Origin of the sequence: Enterococcus rivorum (assembly GCF_001742285.1) — a bacterium.
GTDB lineage: Bacteria > Bacillota > Bacilli > Lactobacillales > Enterococcaceae > Enterococcus_L > Enterococcus_L rivorum.
On sequence record NZ_MIEK01000023.1, the window covers coordinates 43,506 to 64,542 of the forward strand.

The 21,037-nt window shown below is 35.1% G+C and carries 18 protein-coding genes; 15 read left to right on the forward strand and 3 right to left on the reverse strand.

Annotated features, from left to right (window positions below; genetic code table 11):
* The first annotated feature begins 87 nt into the window (after positions 1-87).
* The 14 genes from smc (at position 88) to BCR26_RS08880 (ending at position 18,447) form a co-directional block, all read left to right on the forward strand.
* Entirely contained in the window at positions 88-3,669 is a 3,582-nt protein-coding gene (gene smc / locus BCR26_RS08815; RefSeq protein WP_069698614.1) for a chromosome segregation protein SMC, read from the forward strand.
* A gap of 350 nt (positions 3,670-4,019) precedes the next feature.
* Positions 4,020-4,847 carry a Cof-type HAD-IIB family hydrolase gene (locus BCR26_RS08820; protein ID WP_069698615.1) on the forward strand — a complete coding sequence of 276 codons (828 nt, stop codon included), beginning with the start codon at positions 4,020-4,022 and terminating at the stop codon, positions 4,845-4,847.
* A gap of 177 nt (positions 4,848-5,024) precedes the next feature.
* Complete coding sequence (gene ftsY / locus BCR26_RS08825) at positions 5,025-6,089, forward strand: signal recognition particle-docking protein FtsY (RefSeq protein ID WP_379962738.1); 1,065 nt, start codon at positions 5,025-5,027, stop codon at positions 6,087-6,089.
* Between the two features lie 146 nt (positions 6,090-6,235).
* Positions 6,236-8,506, forward strand: coding sequence for a bifunctional glutamate--cysteine ligase GshA/glutathione synthetase GshB (gshAB, locus tag BCR26_RS08830; protein WP_069698617.1), 2,271 nt, complete (start codon positions 6,236-6,238; stop codon positions 8,504-8,506).
* A gap of 1,152 nt (positions 8,507-9,658) precedes the next feature.
* Positions 9,659-10,363, forward strand: a complete 705-nt coding sequence (locus BCR26_RS08835) for a winged helix-turn-helix domain-containing protein (protein ID WP_069698618.1) — start codon at positions 9,659-9,661, stop codon at positions 10,361-10,363.
* A 79-nt stretch (positions 10,364-10,442) separates the two neighbouring features.
* On the forward strand, positions 10,443-11,468 hold the full coding sequence (locus BCR26_RS08840; protein ID WP_069698619.1) for a WxLIP family cell surface protein: 1,026 nt from the start codon (positions 10,443-10,445) through the stop codon (positions 11,466-11,468).
* A gap of 59 nt (positions 11,469-11,527) precedes the next feature.
* The gene (locus BCR26_RS08845) at positions 11,528-12,175 is read left to right on the forward strand and encodes a WxL domain-containing protein (protein ID WP_069698620.1); all 648 of its coding nucleotides are present in this window, start codon (positions 11,528-11,530) and stop codon (positions 12,173-12,175) included.
* A 115-nt stretch (positions 12,176-12,290) separates the two neighbouring features.
* Positions 12,291-12,611: an EF2685/EF0750 family sortase-dependent surface protein gene (locus BCR26_RS08850; protein WP_069698621.1), complete on the forward strand. Its 321-nt coding sequence runs from the start codon at positions 12,291-12,293 to the stop codon at positions 12,609-12,611.
* Positions 12,612-12,729: 118 nt separating this feature from the next.
* A complete protein-coding gene (locus BCR26_RS08855; protein WP_084387085.1) occupies positions 12,730-14,934 on the forward strand; it encodes an L-type lectin-domain containing protein in 2,205 nt (734 codons plus the stop codon).
* A 385-nt stretch (positions 14,935-15,319) separates the two neighbouring features.
* Positions 15,320-15,577, forward strand: coding sequence for a DUF3130 family protein (locus BCR26_RS08860; protein ID WP_069698623.1), 258 nt, complete (start codon positions 15,320-15,322; stop codon positions 15,575-15,577).
* Positions 15,577-15,948: a hypothetical protein gene (locus BCR26_RS08865; protein ID WP_069698624.1), complete on the forward strand. Its 372-nt coding sequence runs from the start codon at positions 15,577-15,579 to the stop codon at positions 15,946-15,948. The genes BCR26_RS08860 and BCR26_RS08865 overlap by 1 nt, the downstream gene beginning before the upstream one ends.
* Positions 15,935-17,083 (forward strand): T7SS effector LXG polymorphic toxin, encoded by a 1,149-nt coding sequence (locus BCR26_RS08870; protein WP_069698625.1) that lies wholly within the window; start codon positions 15,935-15,937, stop codon positions 17,081-17,083. Before BCR26_RS08865 ends, BCR26_RS08870 begins: the two co-directional genes overlap by 14 nt.
* A 197-nt stretch (positions 17,084-17,280) precedes the next feature.
* Entirely contained in the window at positions 17,281-17,766 is a 486-nt protein-coding gene (locus BCR26_RS08875; protein ID WP_069698732.1) for an FUSC family protein, read from the forward strand.
* An 18-nt stretch (positions 17,767-17,784) separates the two neighbouring features.
* A complete protein-coding gene (locus BCR26_RS08880; protein WP_069698626.1) occupies positions 17,785-18,447 on the forward strand; it encodes a CPBP family intramembrane glutamic endopeptidase in 663 nt (220 codons plus the stop codon).
* A gap of 93 nt (positions 18,448-18,540) precedes the next feature.
* Here the strand turns inward: BCR26_RS08880 and BCR26_RS08885 are convergent, their stop codons facing one another.
* The 3 genes from BCR26_RS08885 to BCR26_RS19110 are packed head-to-tail and all read right to left on the reverse strand — an operon-like array spanning position 18,541 to position 19,551.
* Positions 18,541-18,930, reverse strand: a complete 390-nt coding sequence (locus BCR26_RS08885; protein WP_069698627.1) for a DUF3887 domain-containing protein — start codon at positions 18,928-18,930, stop codon at positions 18,541-18,543.
* Positions 18,927-19,196, reverse strand: coding sequence for a YhfC family glutamic-type intramembrane protease (locus tag BCR26_RS19105; protein WP_139124916.1), 270 nt, complete (start codon positions 19,194-19,196; stop codon positions 18,927-18,929). Before BCR26_RS19105 ends, BCR26_RS08885 begins: the two co-directional genes overlap by 4 nt.
* Position 19,197: 1 nt before the next feature.
* Positions 19,198-19,551, reverse strand: a complete 354-nt coding sequence (locus BCR26_RS19110; protein WP_069698629.1) for a YhfC family glutamic-type intramembrane protease — start codon at positions 19,549-19,551, stop codon at positions 19,198-19,200.
* Between the two features lie 198 nt (positions 19,552-19,749).
* Between BCR26_RS19110 and BCR26_RS08900 the strand changes: the two genes are divergently transcribed.
* Complete coding sequence (locus BCR26_RS08900; RefSeq protein ID WP_069698630.1) at positions 19,750-20,736, forward strand: ArsR/SmtB family transcription factor; 987 nt, start codon at positions 19,750-19,752, stop codon at positions 20,734-20,736.
* Positions 20,737-21,037 lie beyond the last annotated feature (301 nt).

Below are 21,037 nucleotides of genomic sequence, written 5' to 3' on the forward strand. Positions count from 1 at the left end.
AGAAGAAACACCACTATTCTAGGAAGCGAAGCTTGACATAGAGATAGAGGACATCGGACCTCCAAGTAGAAAGGAGTTTTATTATTCGTGCATTTAAAACGAATCGAGATCGCAGGCTTTAAGTCTTTTGCTGATCGAACTATTATAGAGTTTGAAAATGGCGTAACCGCAGTTGTCGGACCGAACGGAAGTGGTAAAAGTAACATTACTGAAGCAATCCGTTGGGTTTTGGGGGAACAATCTGCTAAGAGTCTTCGTGGTGGCAAGATGCCAGATATTATTTTTGCTGGTTCTGAAGGTCGTAAACCCTTAAATATCTCAGAAGTGACCGTCGTGCTAGACAATACGGATCATTATCTGCCGTTAGATTTTAGCGATATTAGTGTCACTCGCCGTTATAAACGTTCGGGTGAAAGTGACTTTTTCATTAATAAGCAGGCCTGTCGTCTAAAAGATATTCAAGATTTGTTTATGGATTCTGGTTTAGGAAAAGAATCGTTTTCCATTATTTCTCAAGGGAAAGTCGAAGCGATTTTTAATAGTAAGCCAGAAGACCGTCGTGGGATTTTTGAAGAAGCTGCTGGGGTTTTGAAATACAAGCAACGGAAAAAGAAAGCAGAGCAAAAATTATTCGAGACAGAAGATAACTTGAATCGTGTGCAAGATATTATTTATGAATTAGAAGACCAATTGACTCCTCTTGCTGCACAGAGCGAAGCAGCCAAGGAGTTTTTAAAGCTTAAAGAAACCTTAACCGAAATCGATGTCAGTGTGACCGTTTCAGAGATTGAGTCGGCTAAAGACATTTGGGAAGTAAAAGCAGCTGAATTAACTCAAATTGAAGAAAAATTATCGTTTACTAGTAAAAAAATCCATGAATCAGAAGAAAAGCTTTTTCAATTGCGTGGACAAAGAAACAAACTGGATGAACAGGTCGAAACGCAACAACAACAACTATTACAAATTACAGAAGCGTTAAAACAAACAGAGGGACAGAAAGATGTTCTAATTGAGCGGTCTAAGCATACGCTGCGGACTACTAGTGAATATCAACAATCTTTAGAAGAAAACGCCGAAAAAATTACTCGTTACCGGGAAGAAACGCAAGAACTTCAAGCGAAAATTTTAGAAAAAAAAGAACAACAGCAAGCATTAAAAGAAGCTCTTCAAAAAGCAGAACATGAAGTAGAAAAATATAGTAAATCCTCAAAAGAATTACTGGAAGAGCTACGTAGCCAATACGTCGAAGTAATGCAGCAACAAGCCAATACAACCAATGATTTGAAGTACTTAGAACGTCAATACCAACAAGAAACGGCTAAAAATCAGCAATCAATCGAAAAACATGAGGCACTAGAGAATCAAATGAACGAGTCTCTTGCCACGAAAGAAAACTTGGAACAAGCGTTAGTTGCCTCGGAAGAAGCTTTGCAACAGCAACGAGACAGCTATGCTCGTTTGACTAAGGAATTAGACGCGAAACAAAACCAACTTTCAGGCAAGCAAAAACAAATGTATCAATCCATGAATCAGGTACAGCAAGCCAAAGCACGACAAAAAAGCTTGCAAGAAATCCAAGAAAACTATTCTGGTTTCTATCAAGGGGTTCGTTTAGTTCTAAAACATAAAGAACAACTGTCAGGAATCGTCGGAGCTGTGGCAGAATTGATTGAAGTGCCTAAAGAATACACCTTGGCTATAGAAACAGCATTAGGTGGAGCAGCACAGCATATCGTCGTGGAAGCGGAAAAAGATGGCCGGGCAGGAATCACATTCTTGAAGCAACAACATGGCGGAAGAGCGACCTTTTTACCACTAACAACGATTAAGCCTAGAAGCATTTCTGGAGGAATTAGAGAACGAGTTCAACATGTTTCGGGATTTGTGGGTGTGGCTAGTGAGCTTGTGCAGTATTCAGAAAAAGTTGAATATGTCGTTCAAAATTTATTGGGTGTTACTTTGTTGGCAGAGAATTTGGAAAGTGCCAATCAGTTAGCAAAAGCAGTCAATTACCAATATCGGATCGTTTCTTTAGAAGGTGACGTGATGAATCCAGGAGGTTCAATGACTGGTGGTGCTACTAAACGGGGGAATCAAGGAAGCCTTTTTTCTCAAACACAAGAACTGCAAACTTTAACAGACCAAATGGAACATTTAGAAAAGCAATTAGTTGTAAATGAACAAGAAGTACAAGGTCTAACAAATGAAGTGAAAATTGTGACGGAACAATTGGAGCAACTACGGACAATAGGTGAAACCAATCGACTAAAACAACAAGAATTGCAAAATAAATTAACGAACCAAGACGAAACCATTACACGACTAACCAAGGAACAACGTCTGTTTGAATTTGAATCTAGAGAATTACACCAATTCTTAACAGAATATCAAGGGAAAAAAGAAACGTTGACAGAACAAAAGGAAACCTTGGAAAAAGAAAAAGACCGTCTGGATCAAGAAATGAAACAAGTGGATCAAGAAGCCAGTCAGATGGAAAATTACAAAGCAGCAGCTTTAGAAGCATTAAATAAAGTGCAAGCTGAGCAAGCCGTTGTGATGGAGCAATTAGCCCATCTTGATACGCAAAAAACAGAGAAACATCATCAATTAGATGAGTTTTTAGCGAAAGAAGTATCGTTACGACAACAACTACAACAATTGGATAGTCATAGCAGTGATAATCAAATGACTGAAGAAAGTTTAGCCTTGCAATTAGAACAACTGTCAGAGAAAAAAACAGAACTACAAGTAGCTATCCAAAAGGCTAAAGAAAACCGAACACAAATGCAACAACAAGTGGATACAGTCGATAGTGACTTAGCGGAAGAAAATAAGCAACAGCAGCAGTTGTTATCGCAACAAACTCAAGTAGAGGTTGAAAAAAATCGTTCTGAAATTAATTTAGATAATGCGCTACAATACTTACAAGAAGAATATAGCATGACCTTTGAACGTGCGAGTCAGGACTATCAATTAACGTTAGAAAAAGAACAAGCAAAAATAGAAGTAAAAAAATTGAAGCGTGATATTGAACGGTTAGGACCAGTAAATATCAATGCTATTGAGCAATATGAGCAAGTAAATGAGCGGCATGAATTTTTAGCAACACAAAGAGATGACTTGCTGGATGCGAAAGATCAACTATTTGAAACCATGGACGAGATGGATCAAGAAGTGAAAGCAAGATTTAGTGAAGTTTTTGAAGCGATTCGTGCACAGTTTAAAGTAGTTTTCCCAAATATGTTTGGTGGAGGTCGTGCCGAATTGATTTTAACGAACCCAGAGGACCTATTAAATACTGGGGTTGAAATCGAAGCTCAGCCACCAGGGAAAAGACTACAAAACTTGAGCCTACTATCTGGTGGAGAACGGGCATTAACAGCGATTGCGTTACTATTCTCGATTATCCGTGTTCGTCCGGTACCTTTCTGTGTGCTAGATGAAGTGGAAGCGGCATTGGATGATGCGAATGTATCAAGATTTGGTCATTATTTAAGTGAGTTTGAAGATGATACTCAATTTATTGTCGTTACTCACCGTAAAGGAACGATGGAAGCAGCAGATGTTTTATATGGTGTGACTATGCAAGAGTCAGGCGTATCTAAAATTGTTTCGGTTCGTCTGGAAGATGTAAAAGAAGGCGGTTCGATTGCCGCAACTACTGATTAGTAGGGCAATCACTTTGCAATTGACAGTACAAGTTGAACACAGTGAGCGCTGTTTAGTTTCTTTTGAGTGTGCAACACTAATGGACAAATCCTTGATTATAAGGACATGACTTAAAATAAGACATCTTTTGAGTCACAATTACGTAGCTATTTATAAATTGGCGTGGTTTAGTATAGAATCTTGACAAGGTTTACAATCATTTTTGAGATGATTCATTATTTTCTACAGATTTTGTTTAAGAAACAGAAAATTTTCATTATCAAGTTCAAGTTGCTCGTTCTTTGATTTTGAGCTTTTACTGAATGATAACTTTGTCAGGATCCTAGTTTGACAGGACTGGAGGAGCTCTTTTGATTAAAATGATCGCTATCGATTTAGATGGTACCTTATTAAATAGTAACAAAGAAATATCCGTTCGTAATAAAGAAGCATTGAAAAAAGCGAAAGCGGCTGGGGTAAAAATTGTCATTTGTACTGGACGACCTTTAACGGCGATTGAAAAATATTTAGAAGAATTAAATTTGCTGGATGAAGGAGACTATAGTATTACCTTCAATGGTGGCTTAGTTCAGAAGACAAATTCAGGTGAGATTATTGAAAAAGCCTTAATGCCCTTAGAGGATGTGCATGATTTGCACCAATTGGCAGTGGATTTAAACGTGCCTTTAGATGTTTTATCCGATGGTTTAGTCAGACAATTACCGACTTCAGAAGAATATTTTTCTCTCTATGGCGAATTGAATAATTTATTAACGTTTAAGTCTTTTGAATTGTCTCAACTGAAAAAAGAACATATTTTTAATAAAGCAGTAATAGCAATTGATGCTGATTATTTGGATGAACAAATCACTAAAATTCCAGCTGGATTTTATGAACGCTTTGAAATTATTAAAACAAGAAACAACTTATTGGAATTCATGCCAAAAGGAATCACGAAAGCCTATGGCATCTCTTTATTGGGGAAAGATTTAGGAATTACCCAAGAAGAAATGATGACCATCGGTGATGAAGAAAATGACTTGCCAATGATTCAATATGCGGCGTATGGTGTGGCAATGGCAAATGCGGTTCCAATGGTGAAAGAAGCGGCTGCAATTATTACCGATGATAACGATCATGATGGCGTTGCAAAAGCAATAGAAAAATTTGTTTTAGAACCATTGGGAGGAGGCAATTAAATGGGGTTTTTCGATAAAATTAAAAAAGCTTTTATGAGCGATAAGGAAACAAAACCAACTGAAAACGAGCTGGAAGAAAAGAATCAAGATTCTATGGAACAACCAGTAGACTCTCATGAAATAAACGAAGCGACTGAAGAGCAGTTAAATCAGCAACCAGAAGAATTAGAAAAAAATATGGATTCAGAAGAGACAATCACTGATGAAACAGAGAATGCTTCAGTGGCTGTCGTTAATTCAGCTACAGAAGTGGCAGAGCTAGTAGCCCCTGAAAAAATTGCTGAAGTAGAAGAAGAAATCATTGTTCAAGAAAAGTATGAAAAAGGACTGGAAAAAACCCGTAAAACTTTTTCAGAACGTTTGAATGAATTGTTTGCGAATTTCCGTTCTGTGGATGAAGACTTTTTTGAAGAGCTAGAAGAAACATTAATTGGAGCGGATGTTGGATTCGACACAGCTATCAAGATTACCGAAGCTTTACGCAAAGAAGTGAAATTAAAAAATGCGAAGAAACCTGCAGCTATCCAAAATACAATTATTGAAAAAATGGTTGATTTGTATGAAGCAGAAGGTGTGGACGAAAATAATGCTTTAAACATTCAACCAGAAGGTCTGACTGTGATGCTTTTCGTAGGAGTCAATGGTGTTGGGAAAACGACAAGTATCGGTAAACTGGCGCATGAATTTAAACAAGATGGTAAAAAAGTACTGTTAGCAGCGGCGGATACCTTTAGAGCGGGCGCAATTGACCAATTAGTGGTTTGGGGTGAACGAGCAGGAGTTGAAGTGGTTCGTGGAAATGCTGGGGGCGATCCAGCAGCTGTTGTTTTTGATGCAGTTGAACGCGCGAAGACTGAAAATGCTGATATTTTGTTAGTAGACACTGCGGGGCGTTTACAAAATAAGGTTAATTTGATGAAGGAACTTGAGAAAATCAAGCGAGTGATTCAGCGAGAAATCCCGGATGCGCCTCATGAAGTACTATTAGTTGTTGATGCAACGACAGGCCAAAATGCGATGAGTCAAGCCAAACAATTTAAAGAAACGACGGATGTTACCGGGTTGGTTCTATCTAAGTTAGATGGAACAGCCAAAGGCGGAATCGTTTTAGCCATTAGGAACGAACTTCATCTACCTGTGAAGCTAGTTGGTTTGGGTGAAGGAATTGATGACTTAGAACCATTCGATGCAAATGATTTTGCAGTGGGACTATTTAAAGGCTTGCTGAAAATGGAAGAGTAATTTTTTGAATCAGATTTAAAGAAAAAGTAGGAATGTTTCGATTTTTCATTCCTATTTTTTTATTTTTGAGCGGAAATATTCTTTTTACACTTCTTTTTCTATATAATATGAAGTAACTGGAAATATGATGTGAGGAAGGCAAAAATATGAATTTAAAAAAGTTGTTACAAAAAAGCAATGTTCAGCCCTATTTATTATCAGCACGTTTTGGTTTAGAAAAAGAAAGTCAAAGAAGTACCCTAACAGGTCAATTAGCACAAACGGATCATCCAGAGGTGTTAGGCAATCGTTCTTACCATCCGTATATACAAACCGATTTCAGTGAAACACAGATGGAATTAATTACGCCTGTTTCTGATACGATTACAGGAGTCATGCGTTCACTTTCGGCGATTCATGATGTAGCAATTCGTTCAATGTCAAAACAAGAGATGCTGTGGCCTCTTAGTATGCCACCTCAATTGCCAGAAAAAGATACAGAGATCAAAATCGCGAAGCTAGATCAATTTGAAGCGGTTTTATATCGTCGTTATTTGGCAAAAGAATATGGAAAAAGAAAACAAATGGTCAGTGGGATTCATTTTAATTTTGAATTTTCTTCAGAGTTAGTGGCACAATTATTTTCTACCCAAAATCAATACGCTACATTAGAGACATTTAAAACAGATTTATATATGAAAGTCTCACGAAACTATTTACGCTACCGTTGGCTAATTACCTATTTATTTGGTGCATCGCCAGTTAGCGAAGAAGGCTATTTTGTTGAAGGAGAAGAACAACCCAAAGAACCTGTTCGAAGTATTCGAAATAGTTCTTTTGGCTATACAAATCATGAAAATATAAAAGTTTCTTATGAGTCTTTGGAGAAATATATTCACGATATTCATGAAATGGTTGAAACTGGTCTTCTTTCAGAAGAAAAAGAATTTTATGCGCCAGTTAGACCTCGTGGTGGGAAACAAGTTGCAGATTTGGCTAAAACAGGGATTCGTTACGTTGAATTACGAAACCTTGATTTAAATCCTTTTTCTCGTCTAGGGGTAGAATCAGAGGCACTCCAGTTTATTCACCTCTTCTTACTATACTTACTATGGACAGATGAAAAAGAATCCGCAGAGGAATGGATAGTGACAGGGAACCTGTTGAATGAGCAAGTGGCTTTAGGACGTCCAGATTCTAAAGTTTCGATTCTTCCAGAAGGAGAACGAATTTTTTCTGACATGCTAGAAATGTTAGAGCAGCTAGGGTTGGTAGAAGAAAAGGAACTCGTAGCAAGCTATTCACAGCAACTTTATGCACCTGAGACGACGATTGCTGGGAAAATGTGGACCATTATTAATGAAAATTCTAATCAAGAGTTGGGAATAATTTATGGGCAAGAGTATCAAGCCATGGCTCATGAAAAAAGCTATCAACTAGCAGGTTTTGAAAATATGGAGCTATCTACACAAATTTTGCTATTTGATGTGATTCAAAAAGGAATCCAAGTGGAAATATTAGATGAACAAGAGCAGTTTTTGAAACTTTCTTATCAAGATCATATTGAATACGTGAAAAATGCTAATATGACTAGTAAAGATAGCTATATTGTTCCGTTAATTATGGAAAATAAGACTGTTACGAAAAAGATTCTTCATGAAGCAGGCTTTCGAGTGCCGGCAGGAGATGAATTTAGTACAATGGAACAAGGGTTGCTTGCGTATCTTAAATATGCAGATAAAGCTTTTGTAATTAAACCGAAATCAACCAATTATGGTTTAGGAATTAGCATTTTTAAAGAAGGGGCATCTATAGAAGATTACACCGAGGCTTTAACATTAGCGTTTAAAGAAGATTCCGCTGTTCTAATTGAAGAATTTTTAGAAGGGACAGAATACCGTTTCTTTGTAATAAACAACAAGGTAGAAGCGATTATGCTACGAGTACCAGCTAACGTGGTAGGAGATGGGCGACGCACAATAGCCGATCTAGTAGCAGAAAAGAATTTAGATCCTTTAAGGGGGAGCGATCATCGTGCTCCGCTTGAATGGATTCAACTAGGCGATGTTGAAAAATTGATGTTGAAAGAACAAGGTTATACGATTGATTCCATTCCTGAAAAAGGACAAACAGCCTACCTTCGTGAAAATTCTAATGTTAGTACAGGTGGAGATTCCATTGATGTTACAGATGATTTTGATGACAGCTACAAGCAGATTGCAGTGGAGGCAGTAGCATCTCTAGGCGCACAAATTTGTGGAATTGATCTAATTATTCCTGATAAAGCAATTAAAGGAACGAAAGACAGTCAAACCTATGGAATTATCGAAGCAAATTTCAATCCAGCTATGCATATGCACGCATATCCTTATTCTGGAACAGGTCGCCATTTGACGATGGAAGTATTGAAATTACTTTTCCCTGAATTATTTACTTAAAAAAGGACAGTTACAATTAAAAAAATAGAAAAGTATCTAGATTGAAAACTTTCTTGTTAATTCTCATAAAAGGGATTAACAGAAAGTTTTTTTGTCTTAACAGGAGGAGTTGACATCTCTTTCTCTTGTTCAAATAGTCACTTGATAAATCATCATTATTGACAAAAAAAGAGACCTAAAAAAAATGAGATAGCGATATTTTTATTCATCTGAAAGTTATAATGAAAGCCTTTTGCCATTTTGTTATAAAATTGATATATATATATTAATTTTTAGTTATGAAATTTAAGAGTATTCAAAGTGATATCCTTCGCTATTCTTTGGAATATGTAAAAAAATATCATATTTTTTAAAATATATTGGTAAGGATAAGGCTGATCTTATTAAAATAAATGTTCTAAATACATAAAGATAAGCTCTTTTCCGCGTATGTATAGTCATTTCATGAAAAAATAAAGTTTTTTCATAAAATTGATTTATAGGTATAAAAAAATGATAAAAAACAAAAACAAATATGTATAAATGCATAAAATCTTGGTTTTTTATTATGAAACGTAGAAAAATAGTATACAGATAAGGCTAAAATCATTAGACTTGGGTAAGTTTATTGTTACAATTGCTTGGATTTGTTAAAGGAAGAGTTAATAGATGTTTTTTTGGCAAAAAAATTATTGCCCGCTAAAGAAATAGGAATGTTATTTAATATATTTATATTACAAAGAGGTTGAATCTTTACAGTAATGGTTATACTGGTTGCGGTATTTTGTAATGTCTTTCTCATGAGTATTTTGAAGAATACGTAATAGAAATAAATAATGTTAAATAGTAATAATGGTTTATTTATTGACTCTAAGTAAAAAAAGCGGTGAAAATATTTCGAGTGAATCTGTCTTATGTTTTTCCTCTGAGAATGGACTTTAAGGACAGATGTTATCGATAGAGCATCAATCATTTGGTTAGTTGTTGTAGTTTACAAAGTAAATATTTTTTGACCAAGATTTAGAAGGAAAATTTGATGCTATTCCAAATTACCTTTTAGGAAATAGAAATATTATCTATTATTTACTCAGATAAAAGATGTATGAGCAGAAACACCAAACATTCAACATGATAGTTTTTGTGGGTTGTAAAATTTAGATTGGAGGTAGGAAGATGAGAAAAATAGGTTGGATTTCATTAGGAGAAGAGTGTGACAAAAAACTTCACGAATTGGAAAATTGCTTATTTTCAATTCATGAGCTAAATGCAGAAACATTGGCAAAAGATTTATCTGAAGTAAGTGCAGTTGTAATTCATCATTGTTTGAAAGAGAATAGCACGGTTATTTATGATTGGTTAATGGATTTAACAATGACCGCCCATAAACCAATTTGGATTATTACCTCGTTAGAAGAGGAATATTTTCAGCGCTTACTATTGTTGAAATTTGGTGTAGTGGGAATTATTGATGAAAAGTATCCAATTAAAGAATCACTTCTAATGCTAGAGAACATGCTGAAACATATAGAAAAAGTCCCACAACCTACTCATAACAATGAAAAGCAATTTATTGTTGCTGAAAATTCTGACATTCAATTAAATGCCCACAATTTAAGCATGAAGGTTAATGGTTTGGAAGAAGTAGAGTTTACAAGAATCGAGTACATGATCATTTCGGAATTAACAAAAAATCAAGGAATGATGTTGAGCTATGAGGAAATGGTATTCCATATTTGGAAAGAAAAATATAGTGAAGAACGAAGATATCGATTAGCAAATCATGTTTTTCATATAAGAAGAAAACTTAAAAAAAGAGGCGCAAACCCTAATATTATAAAAACAATTAGAAGTAAAGGATATCTGTTAGCAAATAGTTAATTTGTTAGATGTTTAGTTTATGGCAAATGTCTGTTGCAGTTTTCATTAGAAAACAAAGGTAAGAAATAAGGATGATTTTATGAAATATTTATTTAAAATAGTTATTTGCTCTCTGCTGGTTTATGTAGGTTGTAGTTTTATTCCAGCAGAAGCAACTGGAAACAAAGAGAACTCAGAGATTCCATACAGTGTTGTCCCTATATTTAACGATCATCAAATGAATAAGACGGTAGGTTACTTTGATTTATTAGTTAAGCCAGGCGAAAAAGAAACTGTTGCGATTGAGGTATCAAACCATTCAGATAAGGAAATAAGCGTTCGCATTACACCGAATACAGCAAAAACGTCTTCTAATGGAACTGTTGATTACTCAGGTATGGATTTAAAAAATACGAAAAATTTGGTCGCTTCATTTGAAGAAATAACTTCTCCAGAGCAGGTAGTTAAAATACCAGCTAAAAGCTCCCAGAAGGTTTCTTTTTCAATCGATATCCCAAAACAAAAATTTAAAGGGATTTTACTTGGAGGATTTTATATTCAAGAAGAAAAAGATGAAAAAGAACAACAGAGTGACGAAGAAGCCAATGTGGCAATCAAAAATGAGTTTTCTTTTATTATTGGTTGTCAGTTAAAAATGACAGATGAGCCAGTAGAAAAAGAATTTACATTAGGTGATGTTCACCTAGATACATACGGTGGTTATTTTTCAGTCGTGTCGGATATTACCAATGAAGCTCCAGCGCTAGTTTCTTCCTTCTCAATGGACGGCGAGATTAGTGATGAAAAAGGAAAACGTGTTTACACGTTTACAAAAGAAACATTTTCTATGGCACCGAATAGCCTATTTTCACTTCCAGAACGAGTAGAAAAAGATGTTCTTAAGCCGGGGAATTATAAAATGAAGCTAACTATCACTTCTCAAAATGGGAAGAAAACATGGGACGTTTCAAAGTCATTTACAGTCACTTCTAAAGAACGAGATGCTGTAATGAAAGAAAGTATCACAGAACAGCAGCCAAATATGCCACTGTACATTGGACTTGGTGTAATCGTGTTGTTATTGCTACTAATTATTATTATTTTAATCAAAAAGAAAAATGGATGATAGACTCTATCATAAAAAATGATAGAGTTTAACATAAAAAAATATTGGAGGAATTACAAATGAAAAAAATGTTATTATGTTCAGCGTTATTAGGTTCATTAGTCTTAGGGGGCTTAGAGGTATCAGCAGTGGACCCAACATCAGAAGGAAAGGCGACACTAGAAACTTTAGCACCAGATGCTCCAGCAATTACTCCGGAAAATCCAGACCCAACGAATCCAAATGGTACTGGACAAACAGGACTATTAACAATTGATGCAGTGCCTAAATTTGATTTCCAAGGAACAGGATTAAAAGGAACATTTACCGATGTTGCTCCAGAAAATCATACACGAAATGCACAAGTTACTGACCGAAGAGGAACAGGTGCTGGTTGGGAATTAGGACTAAAAATTTCTGCATTTAAGACAACAGAAGGGGTTGCGCTTAAAGGAGCTAAAATTACTATTCCAGTTTCAATTAGTGCAGGAAAAGAAAACGAATCTATTGCACCTTCTCAAGTAAACCAAGTTAATGGTTTGATTGATCCAGTTGCAGGATTGGATGCTAGTAAAATGGTTGCAGCAATGAAAGATGAAGGTTATGGTACTTGGATAGCTAAGTTTGAAAATGCCAAATTGGATGTTGCAGATGGAAATGCTAAAGGTGAATATTTCAGCACATTTACTTGGTCATTAGGTTCAGCACCAGTTGGCGAAGGCGAGTAGTTTAAAGGGGCAAACAGGATGCTTATTTGCAAATTTATTGCTATGCGAGAACATTTGGTAGTGATAGATTGCAAATAAGTTTTGCAGAGTAATTGAAAAGAAAGAAGGAACAAAAATGAGAAAAAGTATAGCGATTCTCTTAGTGTTATTTCTTTTTGGATTAAGTCAACCGACTTCAGTAAATGCTCAAGTAACAAAATCAACGGCCACTGTAACAATTTCGGGAACGGAAACAAGTACCCAAGAAACAAATGATACTCAAAGGGAAATAAAAGAACCCAGCACGAAACAACCTGTTAAAGAAAAAACAGTCAAAAAGTTAACTCGTTTACCGAAAACAGGAGAACAAATAATTAATAGTATACTAGGAATTAGCATTGTTTTCTTAACAATAGTCGCATTTAGAACGTATCAAAGGAGGAGAGTACATCATTAAAAAGACAATAGTTAGTGCTCTACTCTTCTTCTGTGTTTTTGCGTTTTCTGAAGTAGCTAATGCAGTAGTTCAGCCAACACCGAAGCATATTTCTCTAGATGGTGTCTTTACGACAGATTTGGGTGTTGTAGGTAACTCAGCAAGTTCTCAAGATGGTGTTGCAATTGTCACCAATGGGAGTGCTAAACAAGTTGGCGCGGTTTGGAGTACTGCAAATAATCTACTTGACTTCACTAAAGATTTTAATACTATTGCTTATGTGAATCAAGGAGATGCTGGTAGTGCTTCAGGTGATGGTATGGTTTTTGTTATTCAAGGAGTCAGTAAACAGATGAAATGGTTTACCTATAATGGTGCATCATTGGGTACTTTAGGTGAAAATAAATACAATGGGGCATTAGGAATTCCTAACTCAATCGGGATAGAATTTGATTTGTATGGAAATACTTCAGCAGGAGATGGCTACTTTGATTATGGCATCACAAGTCCGCACAATAATAATCATATTGCGATTGTTTACCCCGGGACACAGGAAGGATATACTGATAATTGGGCTTTGATAGGCTCATCAAGGTATGTGAACCATAATAATACAATAAAAGATGTCAACTTATCTAATGGGAACTGGACTCGCTTAGAGTTGAATTGGGAAACAAATTTAGCAGATTATACACAAGGTATTTTAACCATGCAGATAAATAATACTGTACCTGTACAAATCAGTCCCCAATATTTGAAATCTCAAGTTTTTCAAAATGGGACAGTTTCTAGTGCATACTGGGGATTTACAGGATCAACAGGTCCTACATATAAAGCGAAACAACAAGTCGTCTTTGAAAAAGTTCCAGGATTAGTGGAAGCTGAGACGAGTCTTTCCATGAAGGATTTGGAAGGAAATCTCATTGCAAATGGTGCCGAACTGAAAGGTTATTCTGTGTTAAGAGTAGATATGAAAGCCAAATGGTTATATGGAAAACAGAGTTGGCAAAGTATCATAGCTAAAACAACCTTACCAGAAAGTTTAGAAGTATTACCGAATACCACAAAAATAGATGGTATCCCCATTGCAGATAGTGTTTGGAGTGGGCATACGTTGTCAACTAAACTAGGAGATATTCCCGATATAGGCACCCATCTAGGGAATACTCGCACGGAAGCAACGATTTCCGTTGATGTAAAAGTAGAGAATGAAACAAAGAGCAATCAAACTATTCAGAATAATTTCTCAGGCAGAAATGCGATTTATGAAACTGATTATCTAGGATTTTCTGTTGAAAAACAATTTGTTGAATTAGAACTTATCTCTCATCAAGATAAGACGGTATTTATTGATGGCGAGGTTGACTCATTAATTTTTGATTTCACGTGGTCAAACCCATCTAAAACACAAATTGGGCACACGCTAGTAGCTTTGCAAGACGATGATTTTAGAATGTTGTATGAACCGATAGTTGAAGATGGGTCTGCGGGTAAGGGAATATTTAGTTATGATTTTACATCTGTATTTAATTCCTTCAAATATGGAAAATTTATTGTAAGTTATAATGTTCAAACAAGCAAAGAGCAAGAAAATATAGAACGTGTGTTTTATAAACAATACAGACCGAAAGTTTCCTTGAAAGAAAAAAATAAGCAGCCTTCTTATAATCTAGGGGAAAAAATCCCGCTTGAAATTGACTTGGAGGATAAAGACAGTACAGAAGCGACCTTGTTTGTTCAAGTGGATAATAATGACGTTCAGCCGATTGGGAAGTTTGAAAATAAAACAGATACGATTACACAAATAAATTATGATCTTCCAACAGAAAATCTCACGACTGGTTATCATGAGATTAAATCGTATATGATTGACAGCGAAGGCAACCAGTCATTGATAGCTAGTCTGAAAAATATTGCAATTGAAGGTTCCTTAAAGCTGTCATCAGTTCCTACAAATTTTGAACAAAAAGCGTTGAAAATTGGAGGGCCAACAGTAAAAATAACTGATTTTGGAAAAGTTGCTGTTACAGATCAGCGCTTGATTACACGAGGGTGGTCTTTGTCAGCTAGTTTAGTCGAAGGCCGTTTTACAGCGACAGAAACTAAAAGTCAGAAGAAGTTTAAAGCGAATAAGACCTTCTTTTTCTATAAAAATGGCTCCAAAGAGCTACCTATTGCAGAGGGACCAATCAGCATTTTTAAGAGTTCAGGTGGAGGGTCATTAGAGGAACAGGTTTTAAACCAAGATGGGGAAAATGGCTTCTATTTTAGACCAAATAACGCAATGGCAAAAGGGAACTATCAAGCAACTGTTAATTGGAGCCTCATTTCAGCCCCAGAATAACAATTTGGAAGAGTGTAAGAAGAAAGCAAGAGAATGATCAATTCAAAAAGTTTTCTTTTCAATTGAATTTGGAGTGAAATAGTTCCTTATTGTGACTAAAACAATAAGGGGCTATTTTTTTAGAGTAATTGATTCAAAGTTAACCCATCAGTAAAGAATATTGATTTTTTATCGGTAACAGAAAATATGAAGAGAATTCAGTTATTTTTTGGTCATGGATTCAGCTAGTTCATTGTGATACATCTAGAAATAGTCTTTATTTATAAAAGTACTAAAACGTGAATTCCTAAAGAACGCTACCTACTTTCTACCATTGAATGTTAGTAGTTCCTTGCAATCAATGGAAATCTTTTTTAAACTAGTAGATATAAGGGAGGTAATACGAATGATAAAAAATGACTTAGATAAAGCAGAACGCATTTCTTCAAAGTTATTAAGTAACTGTTCCATGAATCCCAATGTAAATACAACGATAGATTATTCATCAAGTAATGCTGTTTTAGGATTAAAAGAGTGTCTTAATGAAATGCAAAAAGTCATAGATTTAATGGCTTCGAACATGAAGATTGATAGTATAAATGTATTAAAAATAGGCTCAGCTTTAGAAGAGGCAGATCAAAGAATAAAAAAAGGTGATCTGTGATGGAAAAAGAAAATCAAAAGAATCTTGAAGAGCTGAGAAGGCAATATGAAATAGTTGAAGAGGAACAAAATTTTGTGGAAAAAGCTAAAAAACAAATGGAGGAATTTATAGAAGAATGGCACTACTATTGCAGAGAAGAGCAGGATGTTTTAGGGGAAATAGCCCATATTAGCGAAGGGACTCCCTCAAAACAGAAAGCAACGTTAGCTTTAGTAAACCAAGAAGCGGAAAATAATCGTACCAGCAACCTCTTTGAGTCCTTTTATGAAGAATTAGCTGAATATCAGAAAAAAATTACATCTCAAAAACAAGAGATTGAAGAACAAATATCTAACCGGAAAAGGGAGGTGTCGAAAAATGACCAGAATTGATGCAAGCGAGCTATCGATAATGCTTAATTCTTTAAAAAAATTAAGAGCAGAACTAGCACCGTTATTGATGACCACAGGAAAAGTTGTTGATGAATTATTAGAGGCTCAAGAACTAGATGGTCAAGCTTGGCAAAATACGAAACAATATTTCTCTGCCTATCCATCTGTTATACAAGGAGTTTGGAATTGTTTAGGAACGTTAATTAAAGTACTTAACGAGTATGTCACTTCCTTCGAAATAGAAGTAGGGGCGGTAGACAAACGTTTAGACAGTGAGGAACTTCAAGAGTTACAGGACCGATTAAATCTCTTAAATAGACGCAAGCAAGAGATGCTTCAACAGTTCAATGGATTTCCCTTCGTTCAACTTCTAGATAATCCAGTTCTGCAGCAAATCAATACCCTTCAAATGAATAGTTTACATAAGAGCGTTGAAATTTTAACAAAGTACCGAGAGTTTGAATTAGCCCATGCCAATGATTTTGAAGAAGTGAAAAGATTATTGGCCATTTTAAATGAAGGATTGACAGAAATGGCTCTCCAAAAGGGAGTAGGCAATCCAAAGTTTGGATATGCTCCAAGAAGATATAAAGAAGTTCCGTGGCTAAAAAAAATTGAAACATTCAACGAAAAACAACCAGTTTACGAATTAATTGACTATAAAGAGGGAGAAAATGGAAAAAATACCCATTTCAAAATTTACTATAATGGTGTGCTCGATCAGGAACTTTCAGAAAAATCCCAAGAGTTAATGTCAAATAAAGTTATAAGGGAACTCTCACTGATAGGAAAAGAAATGTTTATACGTAATCCCTATCATTTTCGCTTAGGAAAAGAATCTGTTCTAGGGCAAGAAATCCATTTTGAGGAATGGTTGCAAACAACATTTTGGCCAGCGTTTCGCATGCTGTCAACAGATCAAATACTTCAAATAGCTACGAATTTTAAAGAAAAAAAAGATATTTTAGACGATGTAGAATTAACGAAGAAAGAATTGAAACTATTCCAGGACTTAGAAATAGTAGGAAACTATATACTTATTGAGGATAGTGAGTCAGATTCTTCCGTGAAACAAATGACTAGCAAGTCCCCGCTTACAGGTGGAAAACCTATTCTAGATGGAGAGAATATTTAACAAAAGTATACTTCAAATAAAAAATAATAAAACAAAAAGAGTTTTTTCATAAATCCTACAAAAAACAGTTTGAATAGTATAAACTAATAGGAGAAAAGAAAATAAGTTTGGCATTGCTTGTTAGCTAACAGGCAAAAAGATTTATTTTTTAGTAAGTGAAAAAAGGGGAAAAAATAAGAGTGAAGTTTAAAATTGGTATGCGAACATTAAAAACAGGATTATGTGTCTTTCTATGTATTTTAATTAGCATGATATTGAAGCGAGATACGTATGTAGTAGCAACTATTACTGCGGTATTTACATTAAGAGAAGACATGGAAAATACGATTCGATATGGTAAGCATCGGTTGATTGGAAACGTAATGGGGGCGTTAACGTCAATCGTTGTTATTTTAGTCTTTAGTTTATTAGGAAGAACCGATCTTGTCCAACTATTTTTTATTCCTATCATCATTATTCTCATGATCGCAATTCTAGCTCATTTAGGCTACTATGAAGGAACAGTTGGGGCTTGTGCCACATTACTAACGATTGTTTTTATGATTCCATCTGATCAATCTTACGGGTATGCTTTTGCTAGAGTGGTAGACAGCTTTATCGGAATGGGCATTGCTTTGCTAGTAAATTACTCTATACCTGTTCGACAAAAGATACAGGAAGTAGAAGAAATAATAGACGAATAAAAAATGACGGAGGTATTTATGGAACAAGTGAAGAGAGCGGCGAAGGGAACCTTGATGGCTATAGGATTATTTGTTCTTGCGCAAGTACCACAAATTTTTTTGCTGATGATGAAAAAATCACTAGTTAGTGATATAGTGACGGCATTGATTTTTATAGTTGTAACAGGGTTATTCATTTTTATAGCAAAGAAAAGAGGTTATTTTTCTAAGAATGAAGAGAGATTTTCTGGGAGAAATATAGGCATTGTTTTCGCTGGTTTTATTTTAATGCGAATTTTAGCGGTAGTGTTCACTTTAATCATGCAAGAAACAACTAAAAATGATCAAGTGATTCAAGAGTTTACTGCCAATATATCTACAATTAATTTGTTTCTATTACTATGCGTGGGTGCACCTGTTATGGAGGAAATCATTTTTCGTGGGGTGATTATCAATGAGTTGTTTAGAAGAAAAGACAATCAACCGATTTCCTTAAAAATGGAAATAATTGGTTTAGTAGTAAGCTCAATTGCTTTTGGTTCAATCCATCTATCAAGTGACATTATTAGCTTCCTTTTGTATGTGACTTTAGGAGCTACTATGGGTACCGTTTATTTGCTAACCAAGAGCTTAGAATGCTCCATTGCAGTCCATTTTTTAAATAATTTTTTACCGTTTCTAGTATTGGCGTTTACAAAATAGCGAATAAATTTTTATGAATAAAGAGACACGATTTTGAAGGGGAATTCAAAATCGTGTCTCTTTATTCAAGCAAGCGCAAATAAAACAGGAGTTCTATTTTACATATAGACCAGATATTTCATCATTCTTATCAAAAGAAATCGTATAAACCCGCTTTTCTTTTTCGTATTTAGTCACTAAAACAACTGTATAATTGCTATCTACTTTTTTGACTGTTGATTTTTCAAATTTTTTGAACTCTCCTGAATCAACGATAATCGGTTCCACTTCTTTTAATTGTTCTTTTGATAAAGAGCTAGTCATTTCTTTATTAAAACGGCTAATCAGTTGATCGTAGTTTTTCTCATTTAAGTAAGCAACTACTTCTTCGGCTTTTTGTTGGTATTTCTGACTAGTTTTTTCATCTACTTTCTCTCCACCACTACAAGCTACAAGTAAAAATAATCCCATGAATAAAGCAACAATCCTCCACTTCTTTCTCATGACATTCCCCACACTTTCTTTAATTTTAAACAGTAAAAAAATAAGCCCAAACTAATAACGATAAGAAATAATTCGATCAGTAGTAGGTGATTGGCCGAAAACCAGACAGGAACCAGCACAGCAGAAGCATTCACTAGAAAATGAAGCGTTAACGCTAAAAGATAATAACCTCTTTTACTAGAAAATACACCATACATCACAATAATCGACAACCCCACATGGAGCAATATAGCAAAAATTCGTTCAATACCACCAATAAAAACCATCTCATTTGATACGTTTGCGCTTTGAAAAAGCAATGGCAAAACAAAAAAATAAAACCGCTTCCAATAGACCGTGTCCTAATCCAAACCAAACGCCGTTTATCCAAGTCATTTCATTTTTTAATGCATTTTTTATAAGAAACCAGCGGGTTGTTTCTTCAAAAAGTCCGGCACTAAAAGCTAAAAGGAGACCATAGCCAATCGGATTAATAGCTGAGAAAAGTAAAAAGTCATTATTTTCTGAGAGCATTGACAACAAAGGAAGACGTAAAACAATCTGACTAAGAAAGAAACTTAAACAACCAAAACCAAAAGCTTTACTAAAGCTAGAGAAGTTAAACTCCTTATTTAAAATCATTCTATCACTTACCTTACATTTATTTGTTTTTACTCCTATATAATAGCTCAATTGTACTCCTTATCCATCTGAAGCTCAATTTTTTTTACATATTATTTTTCCTTATTTTAGAAAAAAAAGAATCTAAGGTTGTAAACCTCTCCAAATGAGCCTTCATGTTATAATGAAACCGACAGGAACATTTTAAGGAGAAAAGCGATGAAACCAATTAAAATTGAACAATCGTATGTTTACGAATTAGTGATTGCAGCATCTTGTTTAGTGCGGGGGAAAACGGAGGCTCTCAATGAAATCTATTCGGAAAAAGAATTAAATGCGATAAAAAAACAGCAGCAATCCTTTTTAGATTGGATGAAACAAACCTACCATCCGATGCTATTTTTCCTTGAGTTTTTTATAGAAATTGAGCCTACAATTAGTGTTGCGGATTTCTTTGATTCTTTTGAGGAGCTTACAGATTTAGAAATTCAAGCAAAAATTTTTCCTACTATTTCGACTGACATACTAGTTGAAAAAAATGCTAGTGAAATAATCAAGAATTATTCAGTAGGGTTTAAAAATGAGAAATCATTGGTTTATTTTTTGGAAAATACCCAATCTGTGATTAAGGACTCAAAAAAATTGTTAACAGCGTTGGATACACCGAAAATGAAAAAGAAAGTGAAAATCAACGAGGCAGATTTGGCTGAAACGAAACAATGGATCTCCTATTTGCTAGAAAATAAAAAATATATTGAAACATTGCGCGTGATCACAGGAAAGCCACTGCCTAAATTTAAAGAGGCGCAGCATGCTTATTTTATTCCTTCATTTTTATATCATATTCCAGTAATTGTTTTTTCAGAAGATTTATCTAAGCAGTTGACTTTCTTTCCAGTAACTTTTGCTAAAGCAGAAGAAGTAGCGATATCAAGGCAGCGTGCCGTTCAAACGCTGAAAGTACTAGCTGATGAAACTAGATTAGAAATGATTGAATTGCTATTAACGCGTCTTCACACCGGAAAAGAACTAGCTGATTTATTAAAAATTCGTCCCGCTACAGTTTCACATCATATTCAGCAAGTCAGAGAAGCAGGGCTTTTGTTTGAATACAGGGAAGGAAATATTAAATTGTTCGGTATTAATAAACGAGTATTACGACAAGTACAAGATTATTTGGAAAATATGAAAATGCCTAAACTATAGCATCTTGACAAGCTTTATTTATATATTATATAATTAGCCAACCATCTAATTAGATGGATGGCTAATTTATTTCAGGTGAAATTATTGGTGTTACTTGTTGTAAGGATGAAAATGACATTTAGCGTTAAGAATAGGGATTATTTTGCATATATTAGAGAGAATTAGGAAATTATATCCGCTCCCCTACTAGCAGTTGGTACCAGTGAAAAACCGCGGAACCGATCTGAGCCCGAAAATCAGGTCTCAGAGCTTCCAAGCTTCAAACTTGGGCTAAAAATAGATGGCAAGCCCAAGTAATTCA

Bases quoted from the DNA above. Each gene is read 5' to 3' on its own strand.
- BCR26_RS08845 (WP_069698620.1), top strand. From the start codon at position 11,528: ATGAAAAAAATGTTATTATGTTCAGCGTTATTAGGTTCATTAGTCTTA.
- BCR26_RS08850 (WP_069698621.1), top strand. From the start codon at position 12,291: ATGAGAAAAAGTATAGCGATTCTCTTAGTGTTATTTCTTTTTGGATTA.
- BCR26_RS08900 (WP_069698630.1), top strand. From the start codon at position 19,750: ATGAAACCAATTAAAATTGAACAATCGTATGTTTACGAATTAGTGATT.
- BCR26_RS19105 (WP_139124916.1), bottom strand. From the start codon at position 19,196: ATGGTTTTTATTGGTGGTATTGAACGAATTTTTGCTATATTGCTCCAT.
- BCR26_RS08870 (WP_069698625.1), top strand. From the start codon at position 15,935: ATGACCAGAATTGATGCAAGCGAGCTATCGATAATGCTTAATTCTTTA.
- BCR26_RS08880 (WP_069698626.1), top strand. From the start codon at position 17,785: ATGGAACAAGTGAAGAGAGCGGCGAAGGGAACCTTGATGGCTATAGGA.
- ftsY (WP_379962738.1), top strand. From the start codon at position 5,025: ATGGATTCAGAAGAGACAATCACTGATGAAACAGAGAATGCTTCAGTG.
- BCR26_RS08875 (WP_069698732.1), top strand. From the start codon at position 17,281: ATGCGAACATTAAAAACAGGATTATGTGTCTTTCTATGTATTTTAATT.
- gshAB (WP_069698617.1), top strand. From the start codon at position 6,236: ATGAATTTAAAAAAGTTGTTACAAAAAAGCAATGTTCAGCCCTATTTA.
- BCR26_RS08885 (WP_069698627.1), bottom strand. From the start codon at position 18,930: ATGAGAAAGAAGTGGAGGATTGTTGCTTTATTCATGGGATTATTTTTA.
- BCR26_RS08865 (WP_069698624.1), top strand. From the start codon at position 15,577: ATGGAAAAAGAAAATCAAAAGAATCTTGAAGAGCTGAGAAGGCAATAT.
- BCR26_RS08860 (WP_069698623.1), top strand. From the start codon at position 15,320: ATGATAAAAAATGACTTAGATAAAGCAGAACGCATTTCTTCAAAGTTA.
- BCR26_RS19110 (WP_069698629.1), bottom strand. From the start codon at position 19,551: ATGATTTTAAATAAGGAGTTTAACTTCTCTAGCTTTAGTAAAGCTTTT.
- BCR26_RS08840 (WP_069698619.1), top strand. From the start codon at position 10,443: ATGAAATATTTATTTAAAATAGTTATTTGCTCTCTGCTGGTTTATGTA.
- BCR26_RS08835 (WP_069698618.1), top strand. From the start codon at position 9,659: ATGAGAAAAATAGGTTGGATTTCATTAGGAGAAGAGTGTGACAAAAAA.